The sequence below is a fragment of the Streptomyces mobaraensis NBRC 13819 = DSM 40847 genome (assembly GCF_017916255.1).
Taxonomy (GTDB): Bacteria; Actinomycetota; Actinomycetes; order Streptomycetales; family Streptomycetaceae; genus Streptomyces; species Streptomyces mobaraensis.
Map to the genome: position 1 here is coordinate 1425838 of NZ_CP072827.1, position 23052 is coordinate 1448889.

A 23052-nucleotide genomic window follows, 5' to 3' on the forward strand; every position below is an offset into this window, starting at 1 on the left:
CCTTCGCCGCATGAAGAGTGTGCTGGGTTTTCTGAGTTTCGTCCTGACGGCCGGCGGGATCAGCGGTCTGCTGCACGAATGGCTGGGCTGGTTCCGGCTCTTCGGCTTCCTGCGGTACCTCGCCCCCGACGGCTACGCGGTCTACGCGAACACCGTCTTCGTGGTGCTGGGCATCGCCCTGGGCCTCCTCAGCGGATCCCTGGGCCGGCGCGGCGGCTCCTCCTGAGGGGCGGGAGCGGGTACCCGGCCGCCACCGAAAAGCCCTGGCGCCCCACCCCTCCCCCGTGGAAGATCACGGCCATGCAGATCCGAGAGGCCACCGGGCACGACTGGGCCGCCATCTGGCCGTTCCTCCGCGAGATCACCGCGGCCGGCGAGACGTTCGTCTACCCGCTCGACCTCGACGAGGAGGCGGCCCGCGCGCTGTGGCTGCTCCCGGCCCCGAACCGCACCGTCGTCGCGACCGACGACGCCGGTACGGTCCTGGGCACCGCCAACATGACGGTCAACCGGCCGGGCAACGGCGACCACATCGCCAGCGCCAGCTACATGGTGGACCCGGTGCACGCGGGCCGGGGCGTGGGCCGGGCCCTGTGCGCATACACCCTGGAGTGGGCGCGGGCGGCGGGCTTCCGAGGGATGCAGTTCAACGCGGTCGTGGAGTGCAACGAGCCGGCCGTGCGGCTGTACCAGTCGCTCGGCTTCGAGGTGGTGGGCACCGTGCCGGGCGCGTTCCGGCATCCGCGGGAGGGCTACGTCGGCCTGCACGTGATGTACCGGGAGCTGTGAGCGAAACGAGGCAGGACGGGGGCGGAGCGCGTACGGGCGACGGTCGCCCCGCCCCCGTCCCGTTCCCGTCCGCCCGCGCCCCGCGCCCGTCACCCGCGCGCCGCGCACAGCTCCTTCTCGGCCTCCCTCGTCCCCTTCGCCACAACAGCCGTGCCGCTCCCCCGGCGCCGCAGGTCGGGGACGAGGGTGAGCAGGCCGAGGACGGCCAGGACGGCGCCGAGCCACACCGGTCCGCGCAGGCCGAAGCCGGAGACGGTCAGTCCGCCGACCGAGGACCCGATGATGATCCCGAGGGTGATGAACGAGGAGTGGACCGTGTTGACCAAGGGACGGGCGTTGGCGGTGCGGTGGACGCGAGTGATCATCGCCGGGTTCATGGTCACGCCGACCAGTCCGATGCCCATCATGCAGACCACCGCGGGCACTGCGAGGTGGGCGAGCAGGGCGAGGCCGGTGAGGAACAGGGCGTTGAGGAGAAGACCGGTGAACAGCACCGGGAGGGCGTGGCGGTCGGCGAGCCGGGCGACGACGGAGTTGCCGAGCACGGTGGCGGCGCCGTACGCGATCAGCAGCAGCGGCACGGTGCCGGTGCCGAATCCCGTGACCTCGGTGAGCAGCGGGTTGAAGTAGCTGAAGGCGGCGAAGGTGGCCCCGATGATCAGGGTGCTGGTGGACAGCACCAGCCACAGCCGGGGGTTGCGGAAGGTGTCCAGCTCCCGCCGGAAGCTCTCGCCGCCCTCGGGCCGGCCCGGGCGCGGGACGCCGACGGCGGTGCACAGCGCGGCGACGGCGGTGAGCAGGCTGATCGCCCAGAACGCGGCCCGCCAGCCCAGGTGTTCGCCGACGAGGGTGGCCAGCGGCAGGCCCAGCAGCGTGCCGAGCATCAGCCCGTTCATGACCGTGCCGAGCGCCCGGCCGCGCGTCTCGGGGCTCGCGAGCTGCGCCGCGAGGGAGACGCCGATGCCGAAGAACGCCTGGGAGGCGACGCCGGTGACGATGCGGGCGACCAGCATCACCGGGTAGTCGGTGGCGGTGGCGGCCAGTACGTTGCCGGCCAGGAAGACGGCGAACAGCACGTACAGCGCGCTCTTCTGGCACATCCTCATCAGCGCGACGGTGAGGAAGGGCCCGCCGAGGGCCATGGCGGCGGCGTAGGCCGTGATCAGGTACCCGACCTCGGGCACGGTGGCGTCCAGCCCCTCCGCGAGCTGCGGCATCAGCCCGGCGACCACGAACTCGCTGGTGACCATGGCGAAGATGCCCAGCGCGAGCACGTAGACGGGCCGGGGGACGGTGGTGGCTCGGCTCATACGGCAACACCTTTCCTAACCGATCGTTCCAATAAGGAGGCGAAGGAAAACCCCCTGGAGCACAGGGGGTTTCGGACGCCGGGCGGGCTCAGCGCAGGACGCTCAACGCCCCGTCGACCGCGTCCTCCACCCGTCGGCGCCCGTCGGCGGTCTTGCCGACGACGCGCAGGCCCTGGAGGAAGGTGACGAAGAACCGGGCGAGGGCGCGCGGGTCGGCGCCCTCCGCCAGCTCGCCCTGGTGGCGGGCCCGGACGAGGGCGCCGGCGACGGCCGTCTCCAGTTCGTCCAGGGCCGACGCGACCCGCCGTTCGGCCTGCTCGTCACCGGGCAGCACCTCGACGGCGGTGTTGGTGACCAGGCAGCCCTTGCGGTCCGGGTCGTCCAGGGTCTCGGCGGCGTACCGCAGCAGCAGTTCCCGGACGGCGGGCAGGGCGGGACCCGGCCGGCCGAGCAGCTCCAGACTGGCCTCGCCCTTGAGTTCGCAGTACCGGTCGAGGGCGCGCAGATAGAGGGCGTGCTTGCTGCCGAAGGTCGCGTAGAGACTGCCCCGGTTGACACCGAGGTGGTCCACCAGGTCCTGCATCGACGTGGCCTCGTACCCCTTGCGCCAGAACAGGTCCAGCGCGGACCGCAGCGCGGCGTCGGGATCGAACTCCTTGTTCCTGCCCATAGGGCGGACGCTATACGAATCGAACCGAACGTTCAAGAATGGAGCGGCACGGGCCGCGGCTCCCCGAACCACCGGCGGAGCGCGCCCTCCAGCCCCTTCCGGTCGCCCTCCCCGTCAGCGGCCCAGGCGACGACGCCGTCCGGCCGGACGAGCAGGGCGGCGAGCCCCGCCCGGTCCGGGCAGTCGGCAGCGATCACCTCGACCCGGCCCCCGTAACCGTCGGCGGACGCGCGGAGTTCCGGGTCGCCGAGGAGGTCGACGAACAGGGCGCGGCCGCGGTGCAGACGGTCGCCCAGCCTGCCGCCGTCCGCGAAGGCCAGATCCGGGGCGCTGCGCCCGGTCAGCGGGTGGTCGCCGGGGAGGTCGTACCGCTGCCACACACCGGAGATCCTCTTGACGAGGTGGGTGGTGCCGTCGACGGTCCCGGCCAGGTCGCGGACGACCGCCCGCAAGGCGCGGGCGTGCGGATCGGGCCGCATCATGGCCACTTGGGCCCGCGTCCACTCCAGCACCCAGGCGCCGATGGGGTGCCGCTCGGCGGTGTAGGTGTCGAGCAGGCCGTCGGGCGCCCACCCGTGGACGGTGGCGGCGAGCTTCCAGCCGAGGTTCATGGCGTCGCCGACCCCAAGGTTGAGGCCCTGGCCGCCGAACGGCGAGTGGACGTGGGCGGCGTCGCCGGCGAGCAGAACGCGGCCTTTGCGGTAGGTGGTCGCCTGGCGGGCGTTGTCGGTGAACCGGGTGGCGGTGTGCACGGCGGTGACGGTCACGTCGACGCCGGTGACCCGGCGCAGGCTGTCCTCGATCTCCCGGGCGGTGACCGGGGATTCGCGGTCGGCGGGCGGTCCGTCGAACTCCACTGTGAGGACGCGGCCGGGCATCGGGCCGTGGGCGTAGTGCCCGGTGGCGGTGGTCTGCCAGCCGGCGCCGAGCGCTTCCGCGCCGGTCATCTCGACGAGCGCCTGCCGGCCGGTGATCTCGGGGTCGGTGCCGGGGAAGGCGAAGCCGGCGTGCTTGCGGACGGTGCTCCGGCCGCCGTCGCAGCCGACGAGCCAGCCGGTGCGGACCGGGCCCGCGTCCGTGTGGACGGTCACGCCGGTGTCGTCGGCCTCGAAGCCGGTGAGGGTCACGCCGCGGCGGAACTCCACGCCCAGTCCGGCCGCCCGCTCGGCGAGCAGCCGCTCCAGGGGCTCCTGGGGGACGAGGCCGACGTCCGCCGCCGGTCCGGCGTTCCCGAAGTCGGGGTCGGACGCGTCGAAGAGGTCGGCGCGGAGCGGTATCGCCGCGAAGTGCCCGGCGAACCGGGGCGCCGGCGCGGGTCCGGACGCTCCGGCGGCCTTCGCCGCGGCGACGAAGGAGCTGAAACGGCCCAGCGCCTCCCGCTGGATCCCCGCGAGGGCGGGCAGCATGCCCCGGCGGTAGAACGCCTCCGCGGTCGGGGTGTTGATGGCGCCCGCCTTGATGGTCCGGTCCACCTCGGTGCGGCGTTCGAGGACGAGGACGCGGGTGCCGGCGAGCGCGAGTTCGCAGGCGAGGGTGAGTCCGACGGGGCCGCCGCCCGCCACGACGACGTCGTGTTCCGCGGATTCCGTGAGCTGCGTGGGCTTCATGGAGGTCACTGTAGTCACTAAATCTTTGTATTCGATATAGCCTCTTGCTCATGAGTGGACGGAAGGCACCGGAACCGGCGGAGCTGCCGCTCCGGGAGCGCAAGAAACTGCGGACGCGGCAGCGGATCTCGGACGTGGCCACGCGGCTGTTCTTCGAGCGGGGCTTCGAGGAGGTGACGGTGGCGGAGGTGGCCGCGGCGGCGGAGGTCTCCGCCATGACCGTCTTCAACCACTTCCCGCGCAAGGAGGACCTGTTCCTCGACCGCATCCCCCAGGGCATCGACCTGAGCGTCGCGGCCGTCCGCGACCGCGCCCCCGGGGAGACACCGGTCGCGGCGCTCCGCGGCCTCGCGCTGCGGCTCCTCGACGAGGGGCATCCGCTGTCGGCGGTCGGGCACCTGCCGTTCTGGCGGATCGTGTACGGGTCGCCCGCGCTGCGGGCCCGCCTGCGCGAGGGGATGGACGAGCTGGAGGCCGCGCTCACGGCGGCGATCGCGTCCCACCCCGGCCCGGCCCCCGCCGACCCCCAGCCCCGGATGACCGCGGCCCTCGCCGTCGCCGCTTACCGGGGCGCCTGCGCGACGTCGCTGCGGCGGCTGTTCGCAGGGGAGCCGACGGGCACGGTGCTGCCCGCCCACCGGGCGCTGCTGGAGCGGACTTTCGGGGAACTGGAACGGGTGCTGCCGCTCGGGGGGTAGCGGTCGGGGGCGAACCGCGGGCTGCGGCGTCGGCCGCCGGTGGGCCGGTGGGCCAGTGGGCCGGTGGGCCGGTGGGCTGGCCGAGGGCGTCGCCTTCGGACATCCGCGCCCCGGGACCGCCGGCCTCTGGGGCGGCAGCGCCGCGCGTGCGGGGAAGGCCCGACGCCGCGACGTAATAGTCCGGAACCTCCGGACCACCCCCGCGCGTGCGGGGAAGACGACGTTGATCAGCCCGGCAGCAGTGCGGCCGCGGGACCACCCCCGCGCGTGCGGGGAAGACCCCAACCACATGCTGAAGCAGTTCAGCAGGGAGGGACCGCCCCCGCGCGTGCGGGGAAGACGCGGCGGCGTACTTGTCCTGGGCGGTCGCCGCCGGACCACCCCCGCGCGTGCGGCGAAGACGACCTCCATCGCGGCCGGGATGAGCACGGCAAGGGACCACCCCCGCGCGTGCGGGGAAGACGTGTCGAAGGCGGTCGGCCGCCGCTGCGCGGTCGGACCACCCCCGCGCGTGCGGGGAAGACGAAGTACATGGCTGCATGGGGCATCACCGAGGGGGACCACCCCCGCGCGTGCGGGGAAGACACTTCGTGACCTGCAGCTTCTCACACGCTGCACCCGGTTTTCCTTCACATGCCGTTCCCGGCCCGAGGCCCTCGCATGCCCGGTGCACGCGGACGTCAGTCCCACCGGGGAAGGGCCAGGGCCTCCCCCAACCGCCGCACCCCCTCCACCAGTTCCGCCTCCCCCGCCACAGCCGCCACGCAGACCCGGACGTGCGGTGCCGGCGGCTCGGCCGCGTAGTACAGGCGGCCGGGTGCGACGGCGACCCCCGCGCGCAGTGCCGCCGCGACGAAAGCGGCCTCCTCCGTGCCGTCGGGCAGGCGCAGCCACAGGTGGAAGCCGCCCGGCGGCACGTGGTCGACCGCCACGGAGGGCAGTTCCCGACGTACCGCCGCGAGGAACGCCTGGCGCCGGGTGCGGAGTTCGGCGGCGACGGTCCGCGCGTGCCGCGCCCAGGCGGGCGATCCCACCAGTTCCAGGGCCGCCTCCTGGAGCGGCCGGGGCACGAAGAAGCTGTCGATGAGCTGGACCGCGCGCAACCGCTCGACCACCGGCCCCCGGGCCGCGAGCGCGCCGACCCGCAGGCTGGGCGAGACGAACTTCGTCAGCGACGTCACGTGCACCACGACGCCGTCCGGATCCTCGGACGCCAGGGTGGGCGGCTGCGGGGGCGCGTCCGCGTGGGCGAGGCTCCGGGCGAAGTCGTCCTCGACGACGAACGCCCCGGCGGCCCGGGCGAAGCGCAGGACCTCGCGGCGACGCTCGGCGGAGAGGACGGCGCCGGTCGGGTTCTGGTAGAGCGGCTGGCAGAAGAAGACCCGGGCCCCGGTGGCCCGGAACGCGTCGGCCAGCAGGTCGGTGCGGACCCCGTCGGCGTCCAGCGGGACGGGCACGGGGCGCAGCCCGGAGGCGTACGCGGCGGCGAGTACGCCGGGGTACGTGGGCGACTCGACGAGCACGGGAGCGCCCGGGGGCGCCAGGGCGCGCAGCGCGGTGGTGAGCGCGCTCTGGCCGCCGGCGGTGATCAGGACGTCGGAGGCGGCGACCGTGCCGTCCGGCCCGCCGATCGCCCGCGCGAACCAGGCGCGGAGCGCGTCGACGCCCTCGACCGGGGGCCGGCCCCAGGCGCCGGGGCGGCGGCCCGCCCGGCCGAGGGCCGCGGCGAGGGCGCGTTCGGGTTGCAGCGAGGCGTGCAGATAGCCGCCGGCGAGGTCGATGGTCCCGGACGGCGTGGGGGTGAACGTCGCGCAGACGCGGGCCGCCTCGACGGAACGCGGCACCGTGCGGTCGCCCGGTTCGGCGCTCAGCGCCACCTGCTGCCAGGAGGTGTCCCCCAGCGGCACCCGGTCGGCGGCCGTCCGCGTCTCGGCGCGGAACGCGCCCGCCCCCGGCCGGGTGACCACCAGCCCTTCCGCCGCGAGGACGGCGAGGGCCCGGGAGACGGTGACGGGGCTGACCCGGAACCGGTCGATCAGGGTCCGGCTGGACGGCAGCTTCTCACCCGGCGAGTAGCGGTTGACCTCCTGTCGCAGGAGTCCGGCCAGTTCGGAGACGCTGCTACGCTCGTGCATGACAGCACAAGATAGCGCTACTCGCCCGATGTCGATAGCGGTCAACGGCAGCCCGGCAGCGGGTGGCACGCTCCTCGCCCTGCTCGCCGTGGGCATGTTCTCGCTGACCTTCCCGGCGACGGTCTGGGCCCTGGACGGGCTCGGCCCCTGGTCGGTGGTCACCTGCCGCGCCGTCCTCGCCGCCCTGCTCGCGGGCGGCTTCCTGCTCGCCGGCCGGGTGCCGCCACCGGAGCGCCGGCACTGGGGCGGGCTGTGCGCGGTGGCGGCCGGCTGCGTCGTCGGCTTCCCCCTGCTGACCACGCTGGCCCTGGAGTCGTCGACGACCTCGCACGCGGCGGTGGTCGTGGGCCTGCTGCCGGTGACCACCGCCGTCTACGCCACCCTGCGCACCGGGGCCCGGCACTCCCGCGCCTTCTGGGTCGCGGCCGTGGCCGGGGCCGTGGTGGTCATCGCGTTCGCCCTCCACCAGAGCGGCGGCCGGCCGGGCACCGGCGACCTGTACCTGTTCGCCGCGCTGCTGGTGTGCGCCTCCGGCTACGCCGAGGGCGGCCGGCTGGCCAGGGAACTGCCCGGCTGGCAGGTCATCGCCTGGGCCCTCGTCCTCTGCCTGCCCGCCGGCGCCGCCGGGGCGGCGGCCGCGCTGGCCCTGGAACCCGTCCACGTCACGGCGAAGGCGACGGCCGGCCTCGGCTGGCTGGCGTTCTCCCAGTTCGTGAGCATGTGGCTCTGGTACCGCGCGATGGCGGCGACCGGCGTGGCCCGCGCGGGCCAGCTTCAGCTTTTGCAGCCGCTGCTCACTTTGGTGTGGGCGGTGGCGCTGCTCGGCGAGCGGCTTTCGGCTGCGGCGCCGGTTGCGGCTGTCGCGGTGCTTTTGTGTATCGCGGTGACGCAGCGGTCGTGAGGCGGTGGGGGTTGCCCCGGTCCCGCCCTTTCACCGTTTCTTGCGGGGGCAAGCCCCCGCACCCCCGAAACCGCGCTCCGCGCGGTTGTCCTCAAACGCCGGACGGGCTGATACAGCCCGTCCGGCGTTTGAGGACGAGCGGCGAAGCCGCGAAAAGGGGGTCTGGGGCGCAGCCCCAGGAAACGGTGAGAGGGCGGGACCGGGGCAACCCCCAATCGGGCCGTAGCCCGGGCCGGCGCGCCTCCGCGCCCCTAGACTCGAAGGGACCGCGCGCGTCAGCGCGCACGCGCACAAGCCACGGCCGACCCCGACGAAAGGAGCCGCGTCGATGCATGCGAGCAAGGGCGACCACCTGGTCGTACACGGCAGGGTCGTCGGAAAGCAGGACCACGTCGTGGAGATCGTCGAGGTCCTCGGGCCCAACGGCACACCCCCGTATCGGGTCCGCTCCGAGAACGGCCACGAGACCATCATGTCGCCGGGCCCCGACTCGGTGGTGGACCACCGCAAGGCGACGGGCGAGCGGTAGCCGCACGCCGCGGGATCAGCGCGGCGGGCGCGCGCGGCGGGGGTAGTGGTCCCCGACCACGCGCGCCATCGCCCCGATCGGGTCGTCGCGCACCTGCCGGGCGGAGAAGTAGACGTTCCCGCCCACCTCGCGATGGCGCCGGCAAAGCGTGAGGTGGCGGGAGAGTTCGGCCGGGTCCTGCCAGGGGGCGGGCTGTGACGGGTCGCCCTGCCGGTAGAGCGCCTCGCCGATGTACAGGCCGACGCGGGTGCCGCGCACGGTCCGGGCCCACCACGGTACGAGCGTCGCGTAGTCGGCCGCGGCGTTGCCGATGTGCCAGTAGACCTGGGGGACGATGTAGTCGATCCATCCCTCGCGCACCCACTTCCGGGTGTCCGCGTACAGGTCGTCGTACGTCTGCACGCCGGCCCGGGTGTCCGAACCCCGGGAGTCCGTCGCCTTATTGCGCCACACGGCGAACGGGCTCACCCCGAACCGCACGTGTTTCTTGCGCCGCTTGATGCGCTCGCCCGTCTCGCGCACCAGCCGGTCGATGTTGTCCCGCCGCCAGGCGCCCCGGTCGGAGAACTTCCCGCCGTACCGCCGGTAGGCCGCCGCGTCGTCGAACTCCTGCCCCGCCACCGGGTACGGGTAGAAGTAGTCGTCGAAGTGCACCCCGTCGAGGTCGTAGCGGAACACCGCGTCGAGCATGGCGTCCTGGACGAACCGCCGGACGTCGGGCAGGCCAGGGTTGTAGTAGAGCTTCCCGCCGTAGGGCACCGCCCAGCCCGGGTGCTTCCGCGCCGGGTGGGACGGCACGAGCCGCCCGGGGTCGGTGTGGTTGGCGATGCGGTACGGGTTGAACCAGCCGTGCAGTTGCAGGCTCCGCCGGTGCGCCTCGCGGACGGCGAAGTCCAGCGGGTCCCAGCCCGGGTCCTTCCCCTGCGTGCCGGTCAGGAACTCGGACCACGGTTCGTACCGCGACGGCCAGAACGCGTCGGCGGTCGGCCGGATCTGGAGGAGGACGACGTTGAGCCGCCGCTTCACGGCGGAGTCCAGGAGGGCGAGGAGTTCCTCGCGCTGCCGGTCCCGGCCGAGCCCCGGGCGGGACGGCCAGTCGATGTTGGCGACGGTGGCGGCCCATACGCCCCGGAACTCCGTGGGAGTCCCGGCGTCCGCCGCCCGTCCCGCGCCCGGGAACAGGCCCAGGGCCGTCACCGCCCCCGCCCCGACCGCCGTGAACCGTCTTCGCGTCATACGCACCATATGTTGCTCACTCCTTGTCGGATGTGTCACACCGTGCGCGCTGAGCATGCCCTCCCCGGGCCCCCCGCTACCGGACCGCGCGGAGTAACGTCTGACCGAGGCGGGAGCGACCCCGGCACCCGCCGGTCGACGAAGAGCACCGAAAGGCAACGTCTTGAGCGACATCGAACGCGTGGGAGTGGTCGGCTGCGGCCAGATGGGCGCGGGCATCGCGGAGGTGTGTGCCCGGGCGGGCCTGGACGTCAAGGTCGCCGAGACCACGGGCGAGGCCCTGGAGATCGGCCGCACCCGGCTGACCAACTCCCTCGGCAAGGCCGCCGAACGCGGCAAGATCACCGAGGCGGAGCGGGACGCCGCCCTGGAGCGGCTGAGCTTCACCACCGACCTCGGCGAGTTCGCCGACCGCGACCTGGTCATCGAGGCCGTCGTGGAGAACGAGCAGGTCAAGACCGAGATCTTCCAGGTACTCGACCAGGTCGTCACCCGCCCGGACGCCATCCTCGCGTCCAACACCTCGTCCATCCCGCTGGTCAAGCTCGCGGTCGCCACCTCGCGCCCCGACCAGGTCATCGGCATCCACTTCTTCAACCCGGCCCCGGTGCAGAAGCTGGTCGAGATCATCCCGGCGCTCACCACCTCCGACGAGACCGTCAAGCGCGCCGAGGCGCTGGTGGCCGGCGTCCTGGACAAGCACCCCATCCGCGCGCAGGACCGCTCCGGCTTCATCGTCAACGCGCTGCTCATCCCGTACCTGCTGTCGGCCATCCGGATGTTCGAGTCCGGCATCGCCAGCCGCGAGGACATCGACAACGGCATGGAAATGGGCTGCGCCCACCCCATGGGCCCCCTCAAGCTCTCCGACCTCATCGGCCTGGACACCGTCGCCTCGGTCGCGGACAGCATGTACGCCGAGTACAAGGAGCCGCTGTACGCCGCTCCCCCGCTGCTCCAGCGGATGGTGGACGCGGGCCGGCTCGGCCGGAAGTCCGGCGCGGGCTTCTACACCTACGGCTGATCCCGCCTTTCCCGCAGGGCTGATCCGGCCTCCGCGCACGGACGGTAAGCCGGGGCGCTCCGCACCGAGCGCCCCCTCGGCCGCCCTCAGGGCGCCGGACGCTCCTCCGGCCTCCGCGCGCCCCGCCACAGCGCTCCGGTGCGCCGGGCACCCCGGCCGGTATCCGGGGAAAAGGCCGGCCCGCCACGGCCGGGCCGCGACCCGCGAGGAGCGCCCCCATGCTGACGCGCCGGCCCGTCACCATCTCATCGGTCGAACCCTCCGAAGGCCGCGAGGGAACCCTCGTGACCATCCGGGGCACGGGTTTCGCCCCGCACGTGCGCAACAACTGTGTCGTGATCGGGGGCATGGGCGCCTGCGCCCGGCCCGAACCGGGCTCCACGGACACCGAGTTGAAGGTCAGGATCGGCCCGGTGGCCCGGGCGGCCGAGGGCGACCTGCTCATGTGGCCGGGCACGGGCACCGACGTCCACACCGAGCGCATCGCCTTCGGGGGGACGACACTGACGTTCTCCGAGGTCGCGGTGTTCCGCAACGGCGCTCCGGTCGCCTCGGCGGGCGTCGGCTTCCGGCTGACGGATCCCTCGCCGCGGACCTACGCCGGGTTCGTCGGCCGGTCCCCGACCCGGGTGGACCTCGGCGGCCTGGAGGGCGGGCCGGCGCTGTGCGTCCGTTTCCCGCACGGTTCCGGGGCCGCGTCCGTTCCCGAGTGGTCCTCGGTGGACATCTGCCTGGTGCTGAAGGAACCGACGCTCGCCATCGACTTCTCCGCCGAGTTCTCCGGCGACCGAAACCCGGCGAACTGCCTGGGCGCCGTGGCCAAGGCCGTCACCGCCAACGCCGCGCTGGTCGGGGAGCGGGTGTACGCGGACGTCGTCGACGGCGGGGATGCCGGGGAGTGCGAGCTGTACGTCACCAAGCCGTACCTGACGAACGGGATGCTCGTGCTCCGCTTCGGTGCCGCCGCGAGCTGACACCGCGTCCGACGCGCGCTCGCCGGCCCGACGGCCCCGTCAAGTGCGCCCGGCGGCTCCATCACACGCGCCCGTCGGCCCGGCACTGCCCCCGGCGTCTTCGTCGGCCCGGTGCCGTCGGACCGAGCGGACGGCGGCCCGGGCCAGGACGAGCGCGCCCGCGCCGAAGACCGCGTTGCCGGTCACGGCGACGGCGAACGGGGCGTCGGAGTCCGCCGCCTGGGTGAAGCCCGCCCAGACGTAGGTCAGCAGGGCCCCGACGGCCACGGCGACCCGGCCCCCGCCCGCGTCCCCTCAGGCGGCCACCAGCCGCTCCACCAGCAGGAACGCTCCGATGCCCACCATCGCCACGCCCGACAGCCGGCTCACCGTGCGGGCCACGGACGGCCGGGCCCGCAGTACCCGGCGGGCCAGTGTCCCGACGCCGAAGTAGACCACGCCGCAGGCCGCCACGTGCAGCACGCCGAGCGTTCCGGTCTGGAGCGCCACCGGCCACGTCCCGTGCCGGTCGACGAACTGCGGCAGCAGCGAGACGTAGAGCAGCAGCCCCTTGGGGTTGAGGCCGCTGGTGCCGGCGCCCTGGAGCAGGACGCGGGCCGGCCCGAGCCCGGCCGGTGCCTCCGCCGCCGCGCCGGGCACGGACGGCCGGCGCAGCGTCGCCACCCCCAGCCAGAGGAGGTAGCCCGCGCCGAGCACGGTGAGCGCGGTCAGCAGGCTCGGCGTCCCGGCGACCACCGCGGCGACGCCGGCCACCACGACCACCGTGAGTGCGACGTAGCCGAGCATCAGACCGCCGACCGCCGGTATGACCGAGCGGTCGCGCAGCCCGGCGGCTATCGCGTAGGCCCAGTCGGCGCCGGGGACGAGGAGGAGCAGGACGGAGACGGTGAGAAAGGCGGTCATGGAGCCGACGGCCATGCGCTGCGCACCCCTTCCGGACGGTGTCCGATTCCGATGAATTGCCGTTGCGGTGGGGAAGGTTATGCGTGATCCGGCGGGAAGTGTTGTCGGCTTTTGTCCCGTACCGGCGAGGCGGAGGGAGAATATCGCCCATGGACAGCCTCGATCGGAAAATCCTTGCCGAGCTCCAGCAGGACGGCCGCCTCACCGTCACGGAACTGGCCGCCCGGGTGCGGCTCAGCGTCTCCCCCTGCCACCGCCGGCTGCGCGAGCTGGAGCGCTCGGGGGCGATACGCGGCTACCGGGCCGTGGTGGACCCGCGCGCCCTCGGGCTGGCCTTCGAGGCCCTGGTGTTCATCACCATGCACCAGGAGGACCGCGAGACGGTCAGCGACTTCGAACGGGCCGTCGCCGCCGTTCCGCAGGTGGTGCGGGCGGAGCGGCTGTTCGGCGACCCGGACTACATGCTGCGCGTGGTCACCGCCGACCTCGACGCCTACCAGCGGCTCTACGACGAGCACCTGGCCACGCTGCCGGGTGTGCTGCGGCTGGACTCCACCCTGGTGATGAAACGCGTGGTCGAGGAACGCCCGCTCCCTGAGCGCTAGTTCGCCGCAAGCCCGTTCACACGGGGTGTGCGGAACTGACCCGTACTCACCCTCCGCACACGCTCCCGCCCCGGCCCGCCCCGCGCTTTCCTTGTCGTACAGCGCGTTCACCACGGAAACAGCCGTGGGGCCTTCCGGAAGGAGTACGGACCGTGACCATGCATCCCGAGCACGCCGCGAAGACGGCAGAGCTCGCGGAGCTCCGGCGCAGACTCGACGTGGGCGTCGTCCGCATCGACGGGCGCCTCGCCCTGCTCACCCAGCGCAGCGACCAGGCGCAACGCGAGATCACCGAAGTGGAGGAGCGCGTCAAGGCGCTGGAGAGCGGCCGCTGGCCGGTCTCCTCCCTTGCCGCGCTCACCGGCCTGGCCGGGCTGGGCCTCGCCGTCTGGCAGATGCTCGGCCGGTGAGCGCGGGGGTCCCCCGCCGCCCTCGCCGATCAAGTGATCAGGCGATCAGCCGAGGCGCGTGTGGTGCAGCAGGAGCAGGGCGGCGGCCATGTTGGCGGCCGGCACCTCACCCCGGGCGATCAGGTCCGGCACCAGCTTGAGCGGGACCCACTCGCGGCGGTCCGACTCGAAGCCGTCCTCCGGTTCACCGATGTACTCGGCCTCGTCCGTCCAGTAGACGTGATGCCGGGCGTCGGTGAGGCCGTTGGACGGCTCGACGGTCATCAGGTGCCGCAGCGGGCCGGGACGCCAGCCGGTCTCCTCCTCCATCTCCCGGGCCGCGGCCCGGGCGACATCCTCGCCGTCCTCGACGACCCCGGCGGCCAGCTCCCAGCCCCAGGTGTCGGTGATGAACCGGTGCCGCCAGAGCAGCAGGACCTCGTTGGCCTCGTTGACCACCGTGGCGACGGCCACGGGCCGCATCCGGATGAGGAAGTGGTCGAGGTGCCGGCCGTCGGGGAGTTCGACGTCCGCGAGATTGACCCGGAACCAGCGGTTCTCATAGACGTTCCGCTCCGCGAGATTCTTCCAACGCACGTGTTGCCACCTTCCGCCGAGGTGGCCACCTACCCGGGCGTCGCCCGCACAAGGGTCGTCACAAGGGCACCCGCAGCGCCCCTTCGATCATTTCGGCGGCCTCGGCGGTGGCCGCGCACCCGCTTTCGACCAGGTGCTCGCGCACCGCCCGGAGCCGGTCCCGTAAGCGCTGCGATTCCATGCCCCTCGCCTGCTCGGTCATCTCCTGAGCGGTGGCCACCGCCTTGTCCGCGTCTCCCTGACGCAGTTCGATGTGCGTGAGCATGGCGAGCCGGTGGACACGGCCCCGGTCGTGGGCGGGGGTGTCGACGGCCCGGTCGGCGTGCTCACGGGCGGGTCGGAGATCACCGAGGCTGAGCAGGGCCTCGGCCACCTGGACGTTGACCAGTCCCGGCTGGACGTAGCCGGTCTCGGCGGGCTCCTGGCCCCGGTGGATGCGCTCGGCGGCCGACTCGGCGCGGCGGATGCAGCCCAGCGCCCCGGCGCCGTCGCCGAGCCGCGCGTACGCCTTGGCCTGCATGGCGTAGAGGTCGGCGGTCAGGGCGGGGGTCAGGTGCGGGCCGCCGGAGCGCAGCGCGGACTCGGCGAAGGCGACGGCCTGCCGGTACTCCCCCAGGAACAGCGACTGGTTGACCAGCAGGGCTATGACGTAGGCGCCGAGCCCCCGGTCCCCGCTGGCCTTCGCCAGCCGCAGCGCCTGGTGGAAGTAGCGCTGGGCGAGGCCGTGCGCGTCGGAGTCGTAGGCGCAGATGCCGGCGACGGCGACCAGCCCGCCGGTGGCGCGGTGGAGGTGGCGGCCGGTGGCGTCGGAGTAGCTGCCGCGCAGCAGCGGGGCGGTCTCGGCGTTGAGGAAGCCGACGATCCGGGCGCGGGTCGCGATCCCGCCGGCCTTGCGGTACATCTGCTCGTAGTGCGTGCGGGCGGCGCGCAGCATGGCGATGTCGTCCATGGAGACGCGGGTGAGGCCGCGCCGGGAGACGTCGGCGTCGTCGGGCGGGTTCTCCCACTCCCAGACGGGCATGACGGCGTGGGTGCCGGTGACGGCGGGGGCGGTGACGACGTGCTCGCGCTGCTGTTCGTCGGAGCGCCACAGGGCGGTGGCCCGCTCGACGAAGCCGGACAGCGGGGTGCCGGGGACCCGGGGGGCGCCGGGGGTGCCCAGGCCGATGTCGTCGAGGGTCAGCGGCCGGTGCAGCCGCTCGCCCAGCACCTCGCAGATGAGGTCGGGCACCTGCCCGCGCGGCCGCTGGCCCTTCAACCAGCGGGCCACGGCGGTGTGTTCGTAACGCAACGCCAGACCCCGGGCCCGGCCCGCCGCGTTGACGTGGGCGGCCAGGCCGGCGTGGGACATCCCCGCCTCGTCGAGTATGGCGTCGAGCAGAGTGTTGGGCTCCATGCCGCCCCTCCGTGAGCGCTCGGTCGACCCAGCGTAACGGAAACGGATTCGCACGGGGTGTGAACGGGCCCGGTGGGCACGGGAGTTCAGCCGTGCGGGCAGCTGCCGACCAGCGGTCCGCGCGGGGTGCGGTCCGGGGCGCGGTCGTTGCGCAGGGCGAGCAGGGCGAAGTCGTCGGTGAGGACGCCGCCGGTGTGCCGGAGGACGGCCGCACGGACGCGGTCGACGACGGCGGCGGGGACGACGGGCGCGCTCGCGGCGGCCTCGGCGAGGGCGCGGGTGAGCGGGAAGAAGCGGCCGGCCGCGTCCCGGGCGTCCTCGACGCCGTCGGTGTGCAGCACCAGGGTCTCACCGGGCAGCAGCCGGGTGAGGCGGCGGACGGGCGGCTCGGCGGGGAGCGGGAACATGCCCAGTGGGGGCAGCGGTTCGCCGGCGGAGAGGACCTCGGCGCGGACGCCGGCGGGCGGGCGGTGGTCGCCGCCGGTCAGCCGGTGCGGCCAGGGGTGGCCGCAGTTGAGGGCCGTGACCTCGTTCTCCGGCCCGACCTGGAGGACGAGGACGGTCGCGAAATCCTCGCCGGACGGCGGCGACTGGCCGGACGCGCGGTCGCCGAGGTGGCGGTGGAAGGCGCGCTCCATGCGGCGCAGCACGCCGGGGAGGCCGTCCTCGTCGTGGGCGGCCTCGCGGAAGCTGCCGAGCAGGGCGGCGACCGTGCCGAGGGCGGGCAGGCCGTGGCCGCGGACGTCCCCGATGACCAGCCGGACGCCGTGCCGGGTGGCCAGCGCCTCGTAGAGGTCGCCGCCGAGGAGGGCGCCCTCGCTGGCGGAGCGGTGGCCGCCGGCCAGGGTGAGCCCGTCGAGGCGGGGCGGCAGTGGGCGCAGCACGGCGTGCTGGGCGGTGGCGGCGATCTCCCGGAGCCGTTCGAGCTCGCGGGTCAGCCGCAGTCGGCGGTGGCTGGTGAGCCAGGCCGCGGCGACGACGGCGAGGACGGCGCAGCAGGTGCCCAGCCGCATGGCCGGATCGGCGCGGCCCGCCGATCCCAGCGGGACGAGGGCGAACAGCGCGCAGCCGCCGCCGAGCAGCACGCACTGGCGGCGCCCGCTGCCGGCGCAGGCGATGGCGGGGGCGGCGGCGAGCAGTTGGACGAAGTGCACGCCGAGCGGGCTGAGCAGCTCCCAGACCACCACTCCGGCGACCCAGAGGCCGGGCAGCGCGAGCACCGCACCCCGTCGGCAGCGCGCCGCCGCCTTGGTACGGATCATGCCGTCGGCCCCCCTTGCGCAATGACGCGCTCGATTCTTGCGAGCGCCGGCGCGGAAGTAACGACCTGAACCCCGTTTTCCACCCCATCGGGTGAAGCCCGGTGGGTGCGAGGCTGACGGTGCGCAAGGGGCGCCCCGGAAAACCGGAGCGCCCCTTGGACCTTGGAGAGCAGTACGACCAGCCGTGCCTACGCGCCGCGCAGCACCGCGCCGGTGCGCTCGACGGCCGCCTGGACGGCGGCGTCACGGGCCGCGGACGCCTCGTCGGCGGTCAGCGTGCGGTCGGTGGCGCGGAACCGCAGCGCGTACGCCAGCGACTTCCGGCCCTCGCCCAGCTGCTCGCCGGTGAAGACGTCGAACAGCCGCAGCGACTCCAGCAGTTCGCCGGCGCCGGACCGCAGCGCGGCCTCGACCTCACCGGCCGGCACACCCGCGTCCACCACGAGGGCGACGTCCTGCGTGGCCACCGGGAAGGCGGAGACGCGCGGCGCCTCGACCGGCCCGGCACCGGCCTGCTCCAGCCGGTCCAGCTCGATCTCCATCGCGCAGGTGCGCTCCGGCAGGCCGAACGCCTTGATGACGCGCGGGTGGAGCTCACCGGCGTTGCCGACCAGCACCTCCTGCCCGTCGATCACGGCCAGCAGCGCGGCGCAGCGGCCCGGGTGGAACGGCGCCACCTGGTCCTGCCGGACGATCAGCTCGACACCGGCCTCGCGGGCCACCGTGCGGCCCGCCTCGACGGCGTCCGCCCAGCCCGACGGGCGGGCCTGGCCCCACCAGCCGGCGCGCTCCCGGGCGCCGGCGAGGACCACGGCCGCCCGGCGCGGCTGCCGGGGCAGCGCGGCGTCGAGGGTGGCGATCTCCTCGTCGGTGGGACGGCGGTCCACCGGCAGCCGGCGGGCCGGCAGCTCCTCGCCGGTGGGGCGGAAGACCAGGCCGGTCTCGAACAGGGCCAGGTCGTGCTCGCCCCGGCTGTCGTTGCGGCGCAGCGTGGCGAACAGCCCCGGCAGCAGGGTGGTGCGCAGCGCGGGCTCCGCCTCGGAGAGCGGGTTGACCAGCCGCACGGTCAGCCGGCGGGCGTCGTCGGCCTCCAGGCCCAGGTGGTCCAGGGCCCAGTCGCCGACGAACGGGTAACTGGGCGCCTCGACGTACCCGGCGCCGGCCAGGGCGCGGCCGACGCGCCGGTGCAGGCGCTGCCGTGCGGTCAGACCGCGGCCGGCGGGCGGCTTGGGCAGCGTGGAGGGCAGGCTCTCGTAGCCCTCCAGCCGGATGACCTCCTCGGCGAGGTCGTTGGGGTCGGTGAGGTCGGGCCGCCAGCTCGGGACGGTGACGATCAGCTCGTCCTGCCCGTAGACGTCGCAGCCGACCTCCTGGAGGCGGCGGACGACGGTCTCCCGGCCGTACGCCACACCCGCCACCCGGTCGGGGTGGTCGGCGCGCAGCGCGATGGTGCGGGGGGCGCTGGGGGTGATGAACTCGGTGACCCCGGCCTCCGGGGTGCCGCCGGCGAGCAGCACCAGCAGGTCGACGGTCCGCTGCGCGGCGGCCGAGGCCGCCTGCGGGTCGACGCCGCGCTCGTAGCGCTTGGCCGCCTCGGAGGACAGCTTGTGCCGGCGCGCGGTGCGGGCGATGGAGACGGCGTCGAAGTGCGCGGCCTCGATGACGACCTCGGTGGAGCCGCCCTCGGCCGCCCCGGCGATCTCGGTGCCGGCGCCGCCCATGACACCGGCGAGCCCGATGGGGCCGTTGTCGTCGGTGATGACCAGGTCCTCGGCGTCCAGGACGCGCTTGGTGCCGTCGAGGGTGGTCAGCTTCTCGCCCGGCTCGGCGCGCCGGACGCCGATCGTCCCGGCGATCCGGGAGCGGTCGTAGGCGTGCAGCGGCTGGCCGAGCTCCAGCATCACGTAGTTGGTGATGTCGACGGTCAGCGAGACCGGGCGCATGCCGGCCTTCTGCAGCCGGCGCTGGAGCCAGATCGGCGACCGGGCCTCGGGGTCGATGCCGGTGACCGTGCGGGCGGTGAAGCGGTCGCAGCCGGCCGGGTCGGCGACGCGCACCGGGTGGCCGTACGAGTTGGGCGCGGGCACGTCCAGCAGCGCCGGGTCGCGCAGCGGCAGGCCGTACGCGGTGGCGGTCTCGCGGGCGATGCCGCGCAGGGACAGGCAGTACCCGCGGTCCGGGGTGACGGCGATGTCCAGGACGTCGTCGCGCAGCTCCAGCAGCTCGATGGCGTCGGTGCCGACCTCGTGCTCCGGCGGCAGCACGATGATGCCGTGCGAGCCGTCGTCGCCCATGCCCAGCTCGTCGCCGGAGCAGATCATGCCGCGCGACATCCGGCCGTACGTCTTGCGCTCGGCGATGGCGAAGTCGCCGGGCAGGACGGCACCGGGGAGCGCCACGACGACCTTGTCGCCGACGGTGAAGTTGCGGGCACCGCAGACGATCTCCTGCGGCTCGCCGGTGCCGTTGGCGGCGCCGACGTCCACGGTGCAGAAGCGGATCGGCTTGCGGAAGCCCTCCAGCTCCTCGATGGTGAGGACCTTGCCGACGACCAGCGGGCCGGTGAGGTCGGAGCCGAGGTGCTCGACCCGCTCGACCTCCAGACCGGCGGCGACGAGCTTGGCCTGCACGTCGCGGCCGGTGGTGCCGGCCGGCAGGTCGACGTATTCCCGCAGCCAGGAAAGCGGGGCGCGCATCAGATCTCCATCCCGAACGGCCGGGTGAAGCGCACGTCACCCTCGACCATGTCTCGCATGTCCTCGACGTTGTGGCGGAACATCAGCATCCGCTCGATGCCGAACCCGAAGGCGAATCCGCTGTACTTCTCCGGGTCGATGCCCGCGGCGACGAGCACGCGCGGGTTGACCATGCCGCAGCCGCCCAGCTCGATCCAGCCCTCGCTGGAGCAGGTGCGGCAGGGGCGCTCGGGGTTGCCCACCGAGGCGCCGCGGCAGACGTAGCACTGCATGTCCAGCTCGGCGGACGGCTCGGTGAACGGGAAGTACGCCGGACGCAGCCGCGTCTCCAGGCCCTCGCCGAACAGCGCCCGGGCCATGTGCTCGATGGTGCCCTTGAGGTCCGTCATGGTCAGGCCCTCGTCGATGGCGAGGAGCTCGACCTGGTGGAACACCGGGGTGTGGGTGGCGTCCAGCTCGTCCGTGCGGTAGACGCGGCCGGGGCAGACGACGTAGATGGGGGGCTCACGGTCCAGCATCGAGCGGACCTGCACCGGGGAGGTGTGGGTGCGCAGCACGACGCCGGTCTCGGCGTTCTTGGGGCCGGCCACGAAGAAGGTGTCCTGCATGGCGCGGGCCGGGTGGTCCGGCTCGAAGTTGAGCGCGTCGAAGTTGAACCACTCCGCCTCGACCTCGGGGCCCTCGGCGACCTCGTAGCCCATGGCCACGAAGACGTCCTCGACCCGCTCCATGAACGTGGTCAGCGGGTGGCGGGCGCCGGCCGGCACGCGGTCGTACGGCAGGGTGACGTCCACCGCCTCCTCGACCAGCACACGGGCGTCGCGCTCCGCCTCCAGCTCGGCCTGGCGCGCGGCCAGGGCCTTGTTCACGGCACCGCGGGCCATGCCGACGCGCTTGCCCGCCTCGGCCTTGGCCTGCGGCGGGAGGGCGCCGATCTCGCGGTTGGCGAGGGCGAGCGGGGAGCGGTCGCCCATGTGGGCGGTCTTCGCCTCCCGCAGGGCGTCCAGGTCGGCGGCGGCGGCGAAGGCGGCGAGCGCCTCGTCCCGCATGCGCTCGATCTCTTCCGGTTTCAGTGCCTCGACCTCGACAGGGTCGTACGACTTATTGGGTGCCGACATCTCTTCCCGTACTTCCGAAGTGGCTGGCTCCGCTGGCTGCGCGGCTTCGCCCGACTGTATTGGCCAAAGTGGCCCCAGAAACGTGCCAAAGGTCGAGTCTAAGGGGCGCGGGGGTCCGGAGAGCCCGCGGGCCCGCTGCGTCGGCCCCGGGAGAAGGTGAAGCTCAGCCCTGGGACAGGAACGCCGGCGCGCCCACGGGCAGGGTAAATCGGAACCGGGCGCCGCCGCGGGCCGCCCGCCCGACGGTGATCGTCCCGCCGTGCGCCTCGACGATGCCCTTGACGATGTAGAGGCCCAGGCCCGTGCCGCCGCGCTTGCTGCCCCGCCAGAAGCGGGTGAAGACGCGGGTCATGGCGTCCTCGGGAATGCCGGGTCCCTCATCGCTCACGGTGACCGCCGTTCCCTCCGTACGCGCGTTCGTCAAGGCGGGTGCCACCTCTATGGTGACGGTTCCGCCGCCGTGGCGCACCGCGTTTTCCAGGAGGTTGCCGAGCACCTGGTCGATCTTGTCGGGGTCGGCCCAGAGCGGGGGCAGCGGCTCGACGACCCGGACCACGAAGCGGTCCGCGCGCTGGCCGCGGGTGATCTGCGCGGCGACGTGCCGACGGACGGCGGCGGCCATGTCGACGGGCTGCCGGCGCACCTCCAGCCGGCCGGAGTCGATCCGGGAGATGTCCAGCAGCTCGGCGATGAGCCGGGTGACGCGGTCGGCGTCCGCGTCCACGGTCTCCAGCATCAACCGCTTCTGGTCGTCGGTGAACCGTTCCCACTTCGCCAGCAGCGTCGCCGTGAAGCCCTTCACGGAGGTCAGCGGGGAGCGCAGCTCGTGGGCGACGGTGGCGATCAGCTCGGCGTGGCTGCGCTCGGTGCGCCGCCGGGCCTCGGTGCCGCGCAGCTGGACGACGAGCCGCACCAGCGGCCCGAGCGGGCGCTCACGGACGTAGCGGGCGGAGACCAGCACCTCGCGCCCGCCGGGCAGCAGCAGGTTGCGCTCCGGCTGGCCGGTGCGGGTGGCGAGGCCGCCGTACGGGTCGGACAGCGGCCACCAGCGGCGGCCGTCCAGGTCCTCCAGCGGCAGGGCGCGGTCCAGCGGCCGGCCGAGCGCGTCGGCCGGGCGGAGCGCGGTGATCCGGGCCGCCGCGGCGTTGAACGCGACGACGCGGCCCGCGGCGTCGGCGACGACCAGGCCGTCCGGCAGGTCGTCCGGGTGCAGCACGCATCCGGCCCCGACAACGCCGTCATCGATGACGGCGGCACCGCCCACGGCAGCTTCCCCACTCACACCCGACGCCCCCTCCCGAGCCCCAGGTGCGTCACCCTACTAGCTGGAGGTAACAGAGCGGCACCCTCCGGACGCGCGCTGCGCACGGGCGGACGCGTAGAGGCACACGGCGGCGGCCGTGGCGAGGTTGAGGCTCTCGGCCTTGCCGTGGATCGGCACCCGCACCACGGCGTCCGCCAGCGCGCGCGTCTCCTCCGGCAGGCCCCACGCCTCGTTGCCGAAGACCCAGGCGGTGGGACCGCCCATGGTGCCGCCGTCCAGCTCGGCGTCGAGGTCGCGGTCGCCCGCGCCGTCGGCGGCGAGGATCCGCACCCCCGCGCCGCGCAGGCCGCGCACGGCGTCCTCGACGGGGACGCCCACGGCGACGGGCAGGTGGAAGATGCTGCCCACGGAGGCCCGGACGGACTTGGGGTTGTACAGGTCGACGGAGGCGTCGGTGAGCACGACGGCGTCGGCGCCCGCGGCGTCCGCGCAGCGCAGGACCGTACCGGCGTTGCCGGGGTCGCGGACGTGGGCGAGGACGGCGACCAGCCGCGGCCGGGCGGCGAGGATGTCCTCGAAGGGCGTGTCCAGGAAGCGGCAGAGGCCGACCAGGCCCTGCGGGGTGACCGTCTCGGACATCTCCGCGATCACTTCGTCCGTCGCGGTGAGGACGGGCACTCCGGCGGCGCGCACGGCGGCGACGATGTCGGCGTGGCGCTCGGCCGCGTCCGGGGTCACGTAGAGCTCGACGAGGTGGTCGACGGCCTCGCGGACGGACTGCGGGCCCTCGGCGAGGAAGCGGCGCTCCTTGCCGCGGAAGCTGCGCTTGGCGAGGCGGCGGGCCGCGACGACGCGGGGCGATCGCAGGGAGGTCAGCTCGGGGGCCGCCATGGGCTCACTTTCGGTCGCTCGGTTGGGGTTGCGGAAGGGGCCGGAACGCGACCGGACC

23 protein-coding genes and 1 CRISPR repeat array are annotated in these 23052 nt (G+C 73.9%); of the genes, 9 read left to right on the forward strand and 14 right to left on the reverse strand.

The features are described 5' to 3' along the window. The first annotated feature begins 10 nt into the window (after positions 1–10). Together J7W19_RS05605 and J7W19_RS05610 are read left to right on the forward strand one after the other, a co-directional pair. Positions 11–226: a hypothetical protein gene (locus tag J7W19_RS05605; protein WP_040892168.1), complete on the forward strand. Its 216-nt coding sequence runs from the start codon at positions 11–13 to the stop codon at positions 224–226. Positions 227–300: 74 nt separating this feature from the next. After that, positions 301–789 carry a GNAT family N-acetyltransferase gene (locus J7W19_RS05610; RefSeq protein ID WP_004952851.1) on the forward strand — a complete coding sequence of 163 codons (489 nt, stop codon included), beginning with the start codon at positions 301–303 and terminating at the stop codon, positions 787–789. Between the two features lie 89 nt (positions 790–878). On the opposite strand, the gene J7W19_RS05615 is transcribed toward J7W19_RS05610, so the two are convergent. The 3 genes from J7W19_RS05615 to J7W19_RS05625 form a co-directional block, all read right to left on the reverse strand. Beyond that, complete coding sequence (locus J7W19_RS05615) at positions 879–2099, reverse strand: MFS transporter (protein ID WP_004952848.1); 1221 nt, start codon at positions 2097–2099, stop codon at positions 879–881. 88 nt (positions 2100–2187) lie between these two features. Continuing rightward, positions 2188–2769, reverse strand: a complete 582-nt coding sequence (locus J7W19_RS05620; RefSeq protein WP_004952845.1) for a TetR/AcrR family transcriptional regulator — start codon at positions 2767–2769, stop codon at positions 2188–2190. Positions 2770–2801: 32 nt separating this feature from the next. Further along, positions 2802–4376 (reverse strand): FAD-dependent monooxygenase, encoded by a 1575-nt coding sequence (locus J7W19_RS05625; RefSeq protein WP_004952842.1) that lies wholly within the window; start codon positions 4374–4376, stop codon positions 2802–2804. Between the two features lie 50 nt (positions 4377–4426). Between J7W19_RS05625 and J7W19_RS05630 the strand changes: the two genes are divergently transcribed. Continuing rightward, positions 4427–5074: a TetR/AcrR family transcriptional regulator gene (locus J7W19_RS05630; RefSeq protein ID WP_004952839.1), complete on the forward strand. Its 648-nt coding sequence runs from the start codon at positions 4427–4429 to the stop codon at positions 5072–5074. Between the two features lie 191 nt (positions 5075–5265). Beyond that, positions 5266–5659: a CRISPR direct-repeat array (repeat unit 28 nt; unit sequence GGACCACCCCCGCGCGTGCGGGGAAGAC). A gap of 95 nt (positions 5660–5754) precedes the next feature. Here J7W19_RS05630 and J7W19_RS05635 read toward each other — a convergent pair. Further along, positions 5755–7209: an aminotransferase-like domain-containing protein gene (locus J7W19_RS05635; RefSeq protein WP_004952837.1), complete on the reverse strand. Its 1455-nt coding sequence runs from the start codon at positions 7207–7209 to the stop codon at positions 5755–5757. Here J7W19_RS05635 and J7W19_RS05640 point away from each other — a divergent pair. Both J7W19_RS05640 and J7W19_RS05645 read left to right on the forward strand, forming a co-directional pair. Continuing rightward, positions 7208–8110, forward strand: a complete 903-nt coding sequence (locus tag J7W19_RS05640) for a DMT family transporter (RefSeq protein ID WP_040892167.1) — start codon at positions 7208–7210, stop codon at positions 8108–8110. The genes J7W19_RS05635 and J7W19_RS05640 overlap by 2 nt on opposite strands. A 328-nt stretch (positions 8111–8438) precedes the next feature. Then, the gene (locus tag J7W19_RS05645; RefSeq protein WP_004944320.1) at positions 8439–8639 is read left to right on the forward strand and encodes a DUF1918 domain-containing protein; all 201 of its coding nucleotides are present in this window, start codon (positions 8439–8441) and stop codon (positions 8637–8639) included. Positions 8640–8654: 15 nt separating this feature from the next. On the opposite strand, the gene J7W19_RS05650 is transcribed toward J7W19_RS05645, so the two are convergent. Then, positions 8655–9875 carry a glycoside hydrolase family 10 protein gene (locus tag J7W19_RS05650; protein WP_004944317.1) on the reverse strand — a complete coding sequence of 407 codons (1221 nt, stop codon included), beginning with the start codon at positions 9873–9875 and terminating at the stop codon, positions 8655–8657. A 163-nt stretch (positions 9876–10038) separates the two neighbouring features. Between J7W19_RS05650 and J7W19_RS05655 the strand changes: the two genes are divergently transcribed. Together J7W19_RS05655 and J7W19_RS05660 are read left to right on the forward strand one after the other, a co-directional pair. Next, positions 10039–10899: a 3-hydroxybutyryl-CoA dehydrogenase gene (locus tag J7W19_RS05655; protein WP_004944315.1), complete on the forward strand. Its 861-nt coding sequence runs from the start codon at positions 10039–10041 to the stop codon at positions 10897–10899. Between the two features lie 218 nt (positions 10900–11117). Next, on the forward strand, positions 11118–11873 hold the full coding sequence (locus J7W19_RS05660; protein WP_004944312.1) for an IPT/TIG domain-containing protein: 756 nt from the start codon (positions 11118–11120) through the stop codon (positions 11871–11873). Positions 11874–11912: 39 nt separating this feature from the next. Here J7W19_RS05660 and J7W19_RS05665 read toward each other — a convergent pair whose 3' ends face one another. Beyond that, complete coding sequence (locus J7W19_RS05665) at positions 11913–12140, reverse strand: hypothetical protein (RefSeq protein WP_004944311.1); 228 nt, start codon at positions 12138–12140, stop codon at positions 11913–11915. Positions 12141–12167: 27 nt separating this feature from the next. After that, on the reverse strand, positions 12168–12791 hold the full coding sequence (locus J7W19_RS05670) for a LysE family translocator (protein ID WP_004944308.1): 624 nt from the start codon (positions 12789–12791) through the stop codon (positions 12168–12170). A 134-nt stretch (positions 12792–12925) separates the two neighbouring features. Here J7W19_RS05670 and J7W19_RS05675 point away from each other — a divergent pair, with 134 nt between their 5' ends. Further along, positions 12926–13381, forward strand: a complete 456-nt coding sequence (locus J7W19_RS05675) for an Lrp/AsnC family transcriptional regulator (RefSeq protein ID WP_004944306.1) — start codon at positions 12926–12928, stop codon at positions 13379–13381. Positions 13382–13533: 152 nt separating this feature from the next. Next, a complete protein-coding gene (locus J7W19_RS05680; protein ID WP_004944304.1) occupies positions 13534–13791 on the forward strand; it encodes a hypothetical protein in 258 nt (85 codons plus the stop codon). Positions 13792–13836: 45 nt separating this feature from the next. Here J7W19_RS05680 and J7W19_RS05685 read toward each other — a convergent pair whose 3' ends face one another. From J7W19_RS05685 to J7W19_RS05715, 7 genes are all read right to left on the reverse strand, one after another. Further along, the gene (locus tag J7W19_RS05685) at positions 13837–14367 is read right to left on the reverse strand and encodes an NUDIX hydrolase (RefSeq protein ID WP_004944303.1); all 531 of its coding nucleotides are present in this window, start codon (positions 14365–14367) and stop codon (positions 13837–13839) included. Positions 14368–14425: 58 nt separating this feature from the next. After that, the gene (locus tag J7W19_RS05690; RefSeq protein WP_004944301.1) at positions 14426–15763 is read right to left on the reverse strand and encodes a tetratricopeptide repeat protein; all 1338 of its coding nucleotides are present in this window, start codon (positions 15761–15763) and stop codon (positions 14426–14428) included. An 86-nt stretch (positions 15764–15849) separates the two neighbouring features. After that, positions 15850–17025, reverse strand: coding sequence for a PP2C family protein-serine/threonine phosphatase (locus J7W19_RS05695; RefSeq protein ID WP_004944299.1), 1176 nt, complete (start codon positions 17023–17025; stop codon positions 15850–15852). A gap of 188 nt (positions 17026–17213) precedes the next feature. Continuing rightward, positions 17214–19721 (reverse strand): phenylalanine--tRNA ligase subunit beta, encoded by a 2508-nt coding sequence (gene pheT / locus J7W19_RS05700; RefSeq protein WP_004944297.1) that lies wholly within the window; start codon positions 19719–19721, stop codon positions 17214–17216. Then, entirely contained in the window at positions 19721–20839 is a 1119-nt protein-coding gene (gene pheS / locus J7W19_RS05705) for a phenylalanine--tRNA ligase subunit alpha (RefSeq protein ID WP_004944295.1), read from the reverse strand. The genes pheT and pheS overlap by 1 nt, the downstream gene beginning before the upstream one ends. 163 nt (positions 20840–21002) lie before the next feature. Further along, positions 21003–22103, reverse strand: a complete 1101-nt coding sequence (locus J7W19_RS05710; protein ID WP_004944293.1) for a sensor histidine kinase — start codon at positions 22101–22103, stop codon at positions 21003–21005. A gap of 57 nt (positions 22104–22160) precedes the next feature. After that, a complete protein-coding gene (locus tag J7W19_RS05715; RefSeq protein ID WP_004944291.1) occupies positions 22161–22994 on the reverse strand; it encodes a TrmH family RNA methyltransferase in 834 nt (277 codons plus the stop codon). Positions 22995–23052 lie beyond the last annotated feature (58 nt).

Coding starts and splice junctions, on each gene's coding strand:
- J7W19_RS05640 (WP_040892167.1), top strand. CDS start 7,208: ATGACAGCACAAGATAGCGCTACTCGCCCGATGTCGATAGCGGTCAAC.
- pheT (WP_004944297.1), bottom strand. CDS start 19,721: ATGCGCGCCCCGCTTTCCTGGCTGCGGGAATACGTCGACCTGCCGGCC.
- J7W19_RS05610 (WP_004952851.1), top strand. CDS start 301: ATGCAGATCCGAGAGGCCACCGGGCACGACTGGGCCGCCATCTGGCCG.
- J7W19_RS05615 (WP_004952848.1), bottom strand. CDS start 2,099: ATGAGCCGAGCCACCACCGTCCCCCGGCCCGTCTACGTGCTCGCGCTG.
- pheS (WP_004944295.1), bottom strand. CDS start 20,839: ATGTCGGCACCCAATAAGTCGTACGACCCTGTCGAGGTCGAGGCACTG.
- J7W19_RS05605 (WP_040892168.1), top strand. CDS start 11: ATGAAGAGTGTGCTGGGTTTTCTGAGTTTCGTCCTGACGGCCGGCGGG.
- J7W19_RS05695 (WP_004944299.1), bottom strand. CDS start 17,025: ATGATCCGTACCAAGGCGGCGGCGCGCTGCCGACGGGGTGCGGTGCTC.
- J7W19_RS05625 (WP_004952842.1), bottom strand. CDS start 4,376: ATGAAGCCCACGCAGCTCACGGAATCCGCGGAACACGACGTCGTCGTG.
- J7W19_RS05675 (WP_004944306.1), top strand. CDS start 12,926: ATGGACAGCCTCGATCGGAAAATCCTTGCCGAGCTCCAGCAGGACGGC.
- J7W19_RS05670 (WP_004944308.1), bottom strand. CDS start 12,791: ATGGCCGTCGGCTCCATGACCGCCTTTCTCACCGTCTCCGTCCTGCTC.
- J7W19_RS05660 (WP_004944312.1), top strand. CDS start 11,118: ATGCTGACGCGCCGGCCCGTCACCATCTCATCGGTCGAACCCTCCGAA.
- J7W19_RS05690 (WP_004944301.1), bottom strand. CDS start 15,763: ATGGAGCCCAACACTCTGCTCGACGCCATACTCGACGAGGCGGGGATG.
- J7W19_RS05630 (WP_004952839.1), top strand. CDS start 4,427: ATGAGTGGACGGAAGGCACCGGAACCGGCGGAGCTGCCGCTCCGGGAG.
- J7W19_RS05635 (WP_004952837.1), bottom strand. CDS start 7,209: ATGCACGAGCGTAGCAGCGTCTCCGAACTGGCCGGACTCCTGCGACAG.
- J7W19_RS05650 (WP_004944317.1), bottom strand. CDS start 9,875: ATGACGCGAAGACGGTTCACGGCGGTCGGGGCGGGGGCGGTGACGGCC.
- J7W19_RS05645 (WP_004944320.1), top strand. CDS start 8,439: ATGCATGCGAGCAAGGGCGACCACCTGGTCGTACACGGCAGGGTCGTC.
- J7W19_RS05715 (WP_004944291.1), bottom strand. CDS start 22,994: ATGGCGGCCCCCGAGCTGACCTCCCTGCGATCGCCCCGCGTCGTCGCG.
- J7W19_RS05620 (WP_004952845.1), bottom strand. CDS start 2,769: ATGGGCAGGAACAAGGAGTTCGATCCCGACGCCGCGCTGCGGTCCGCG.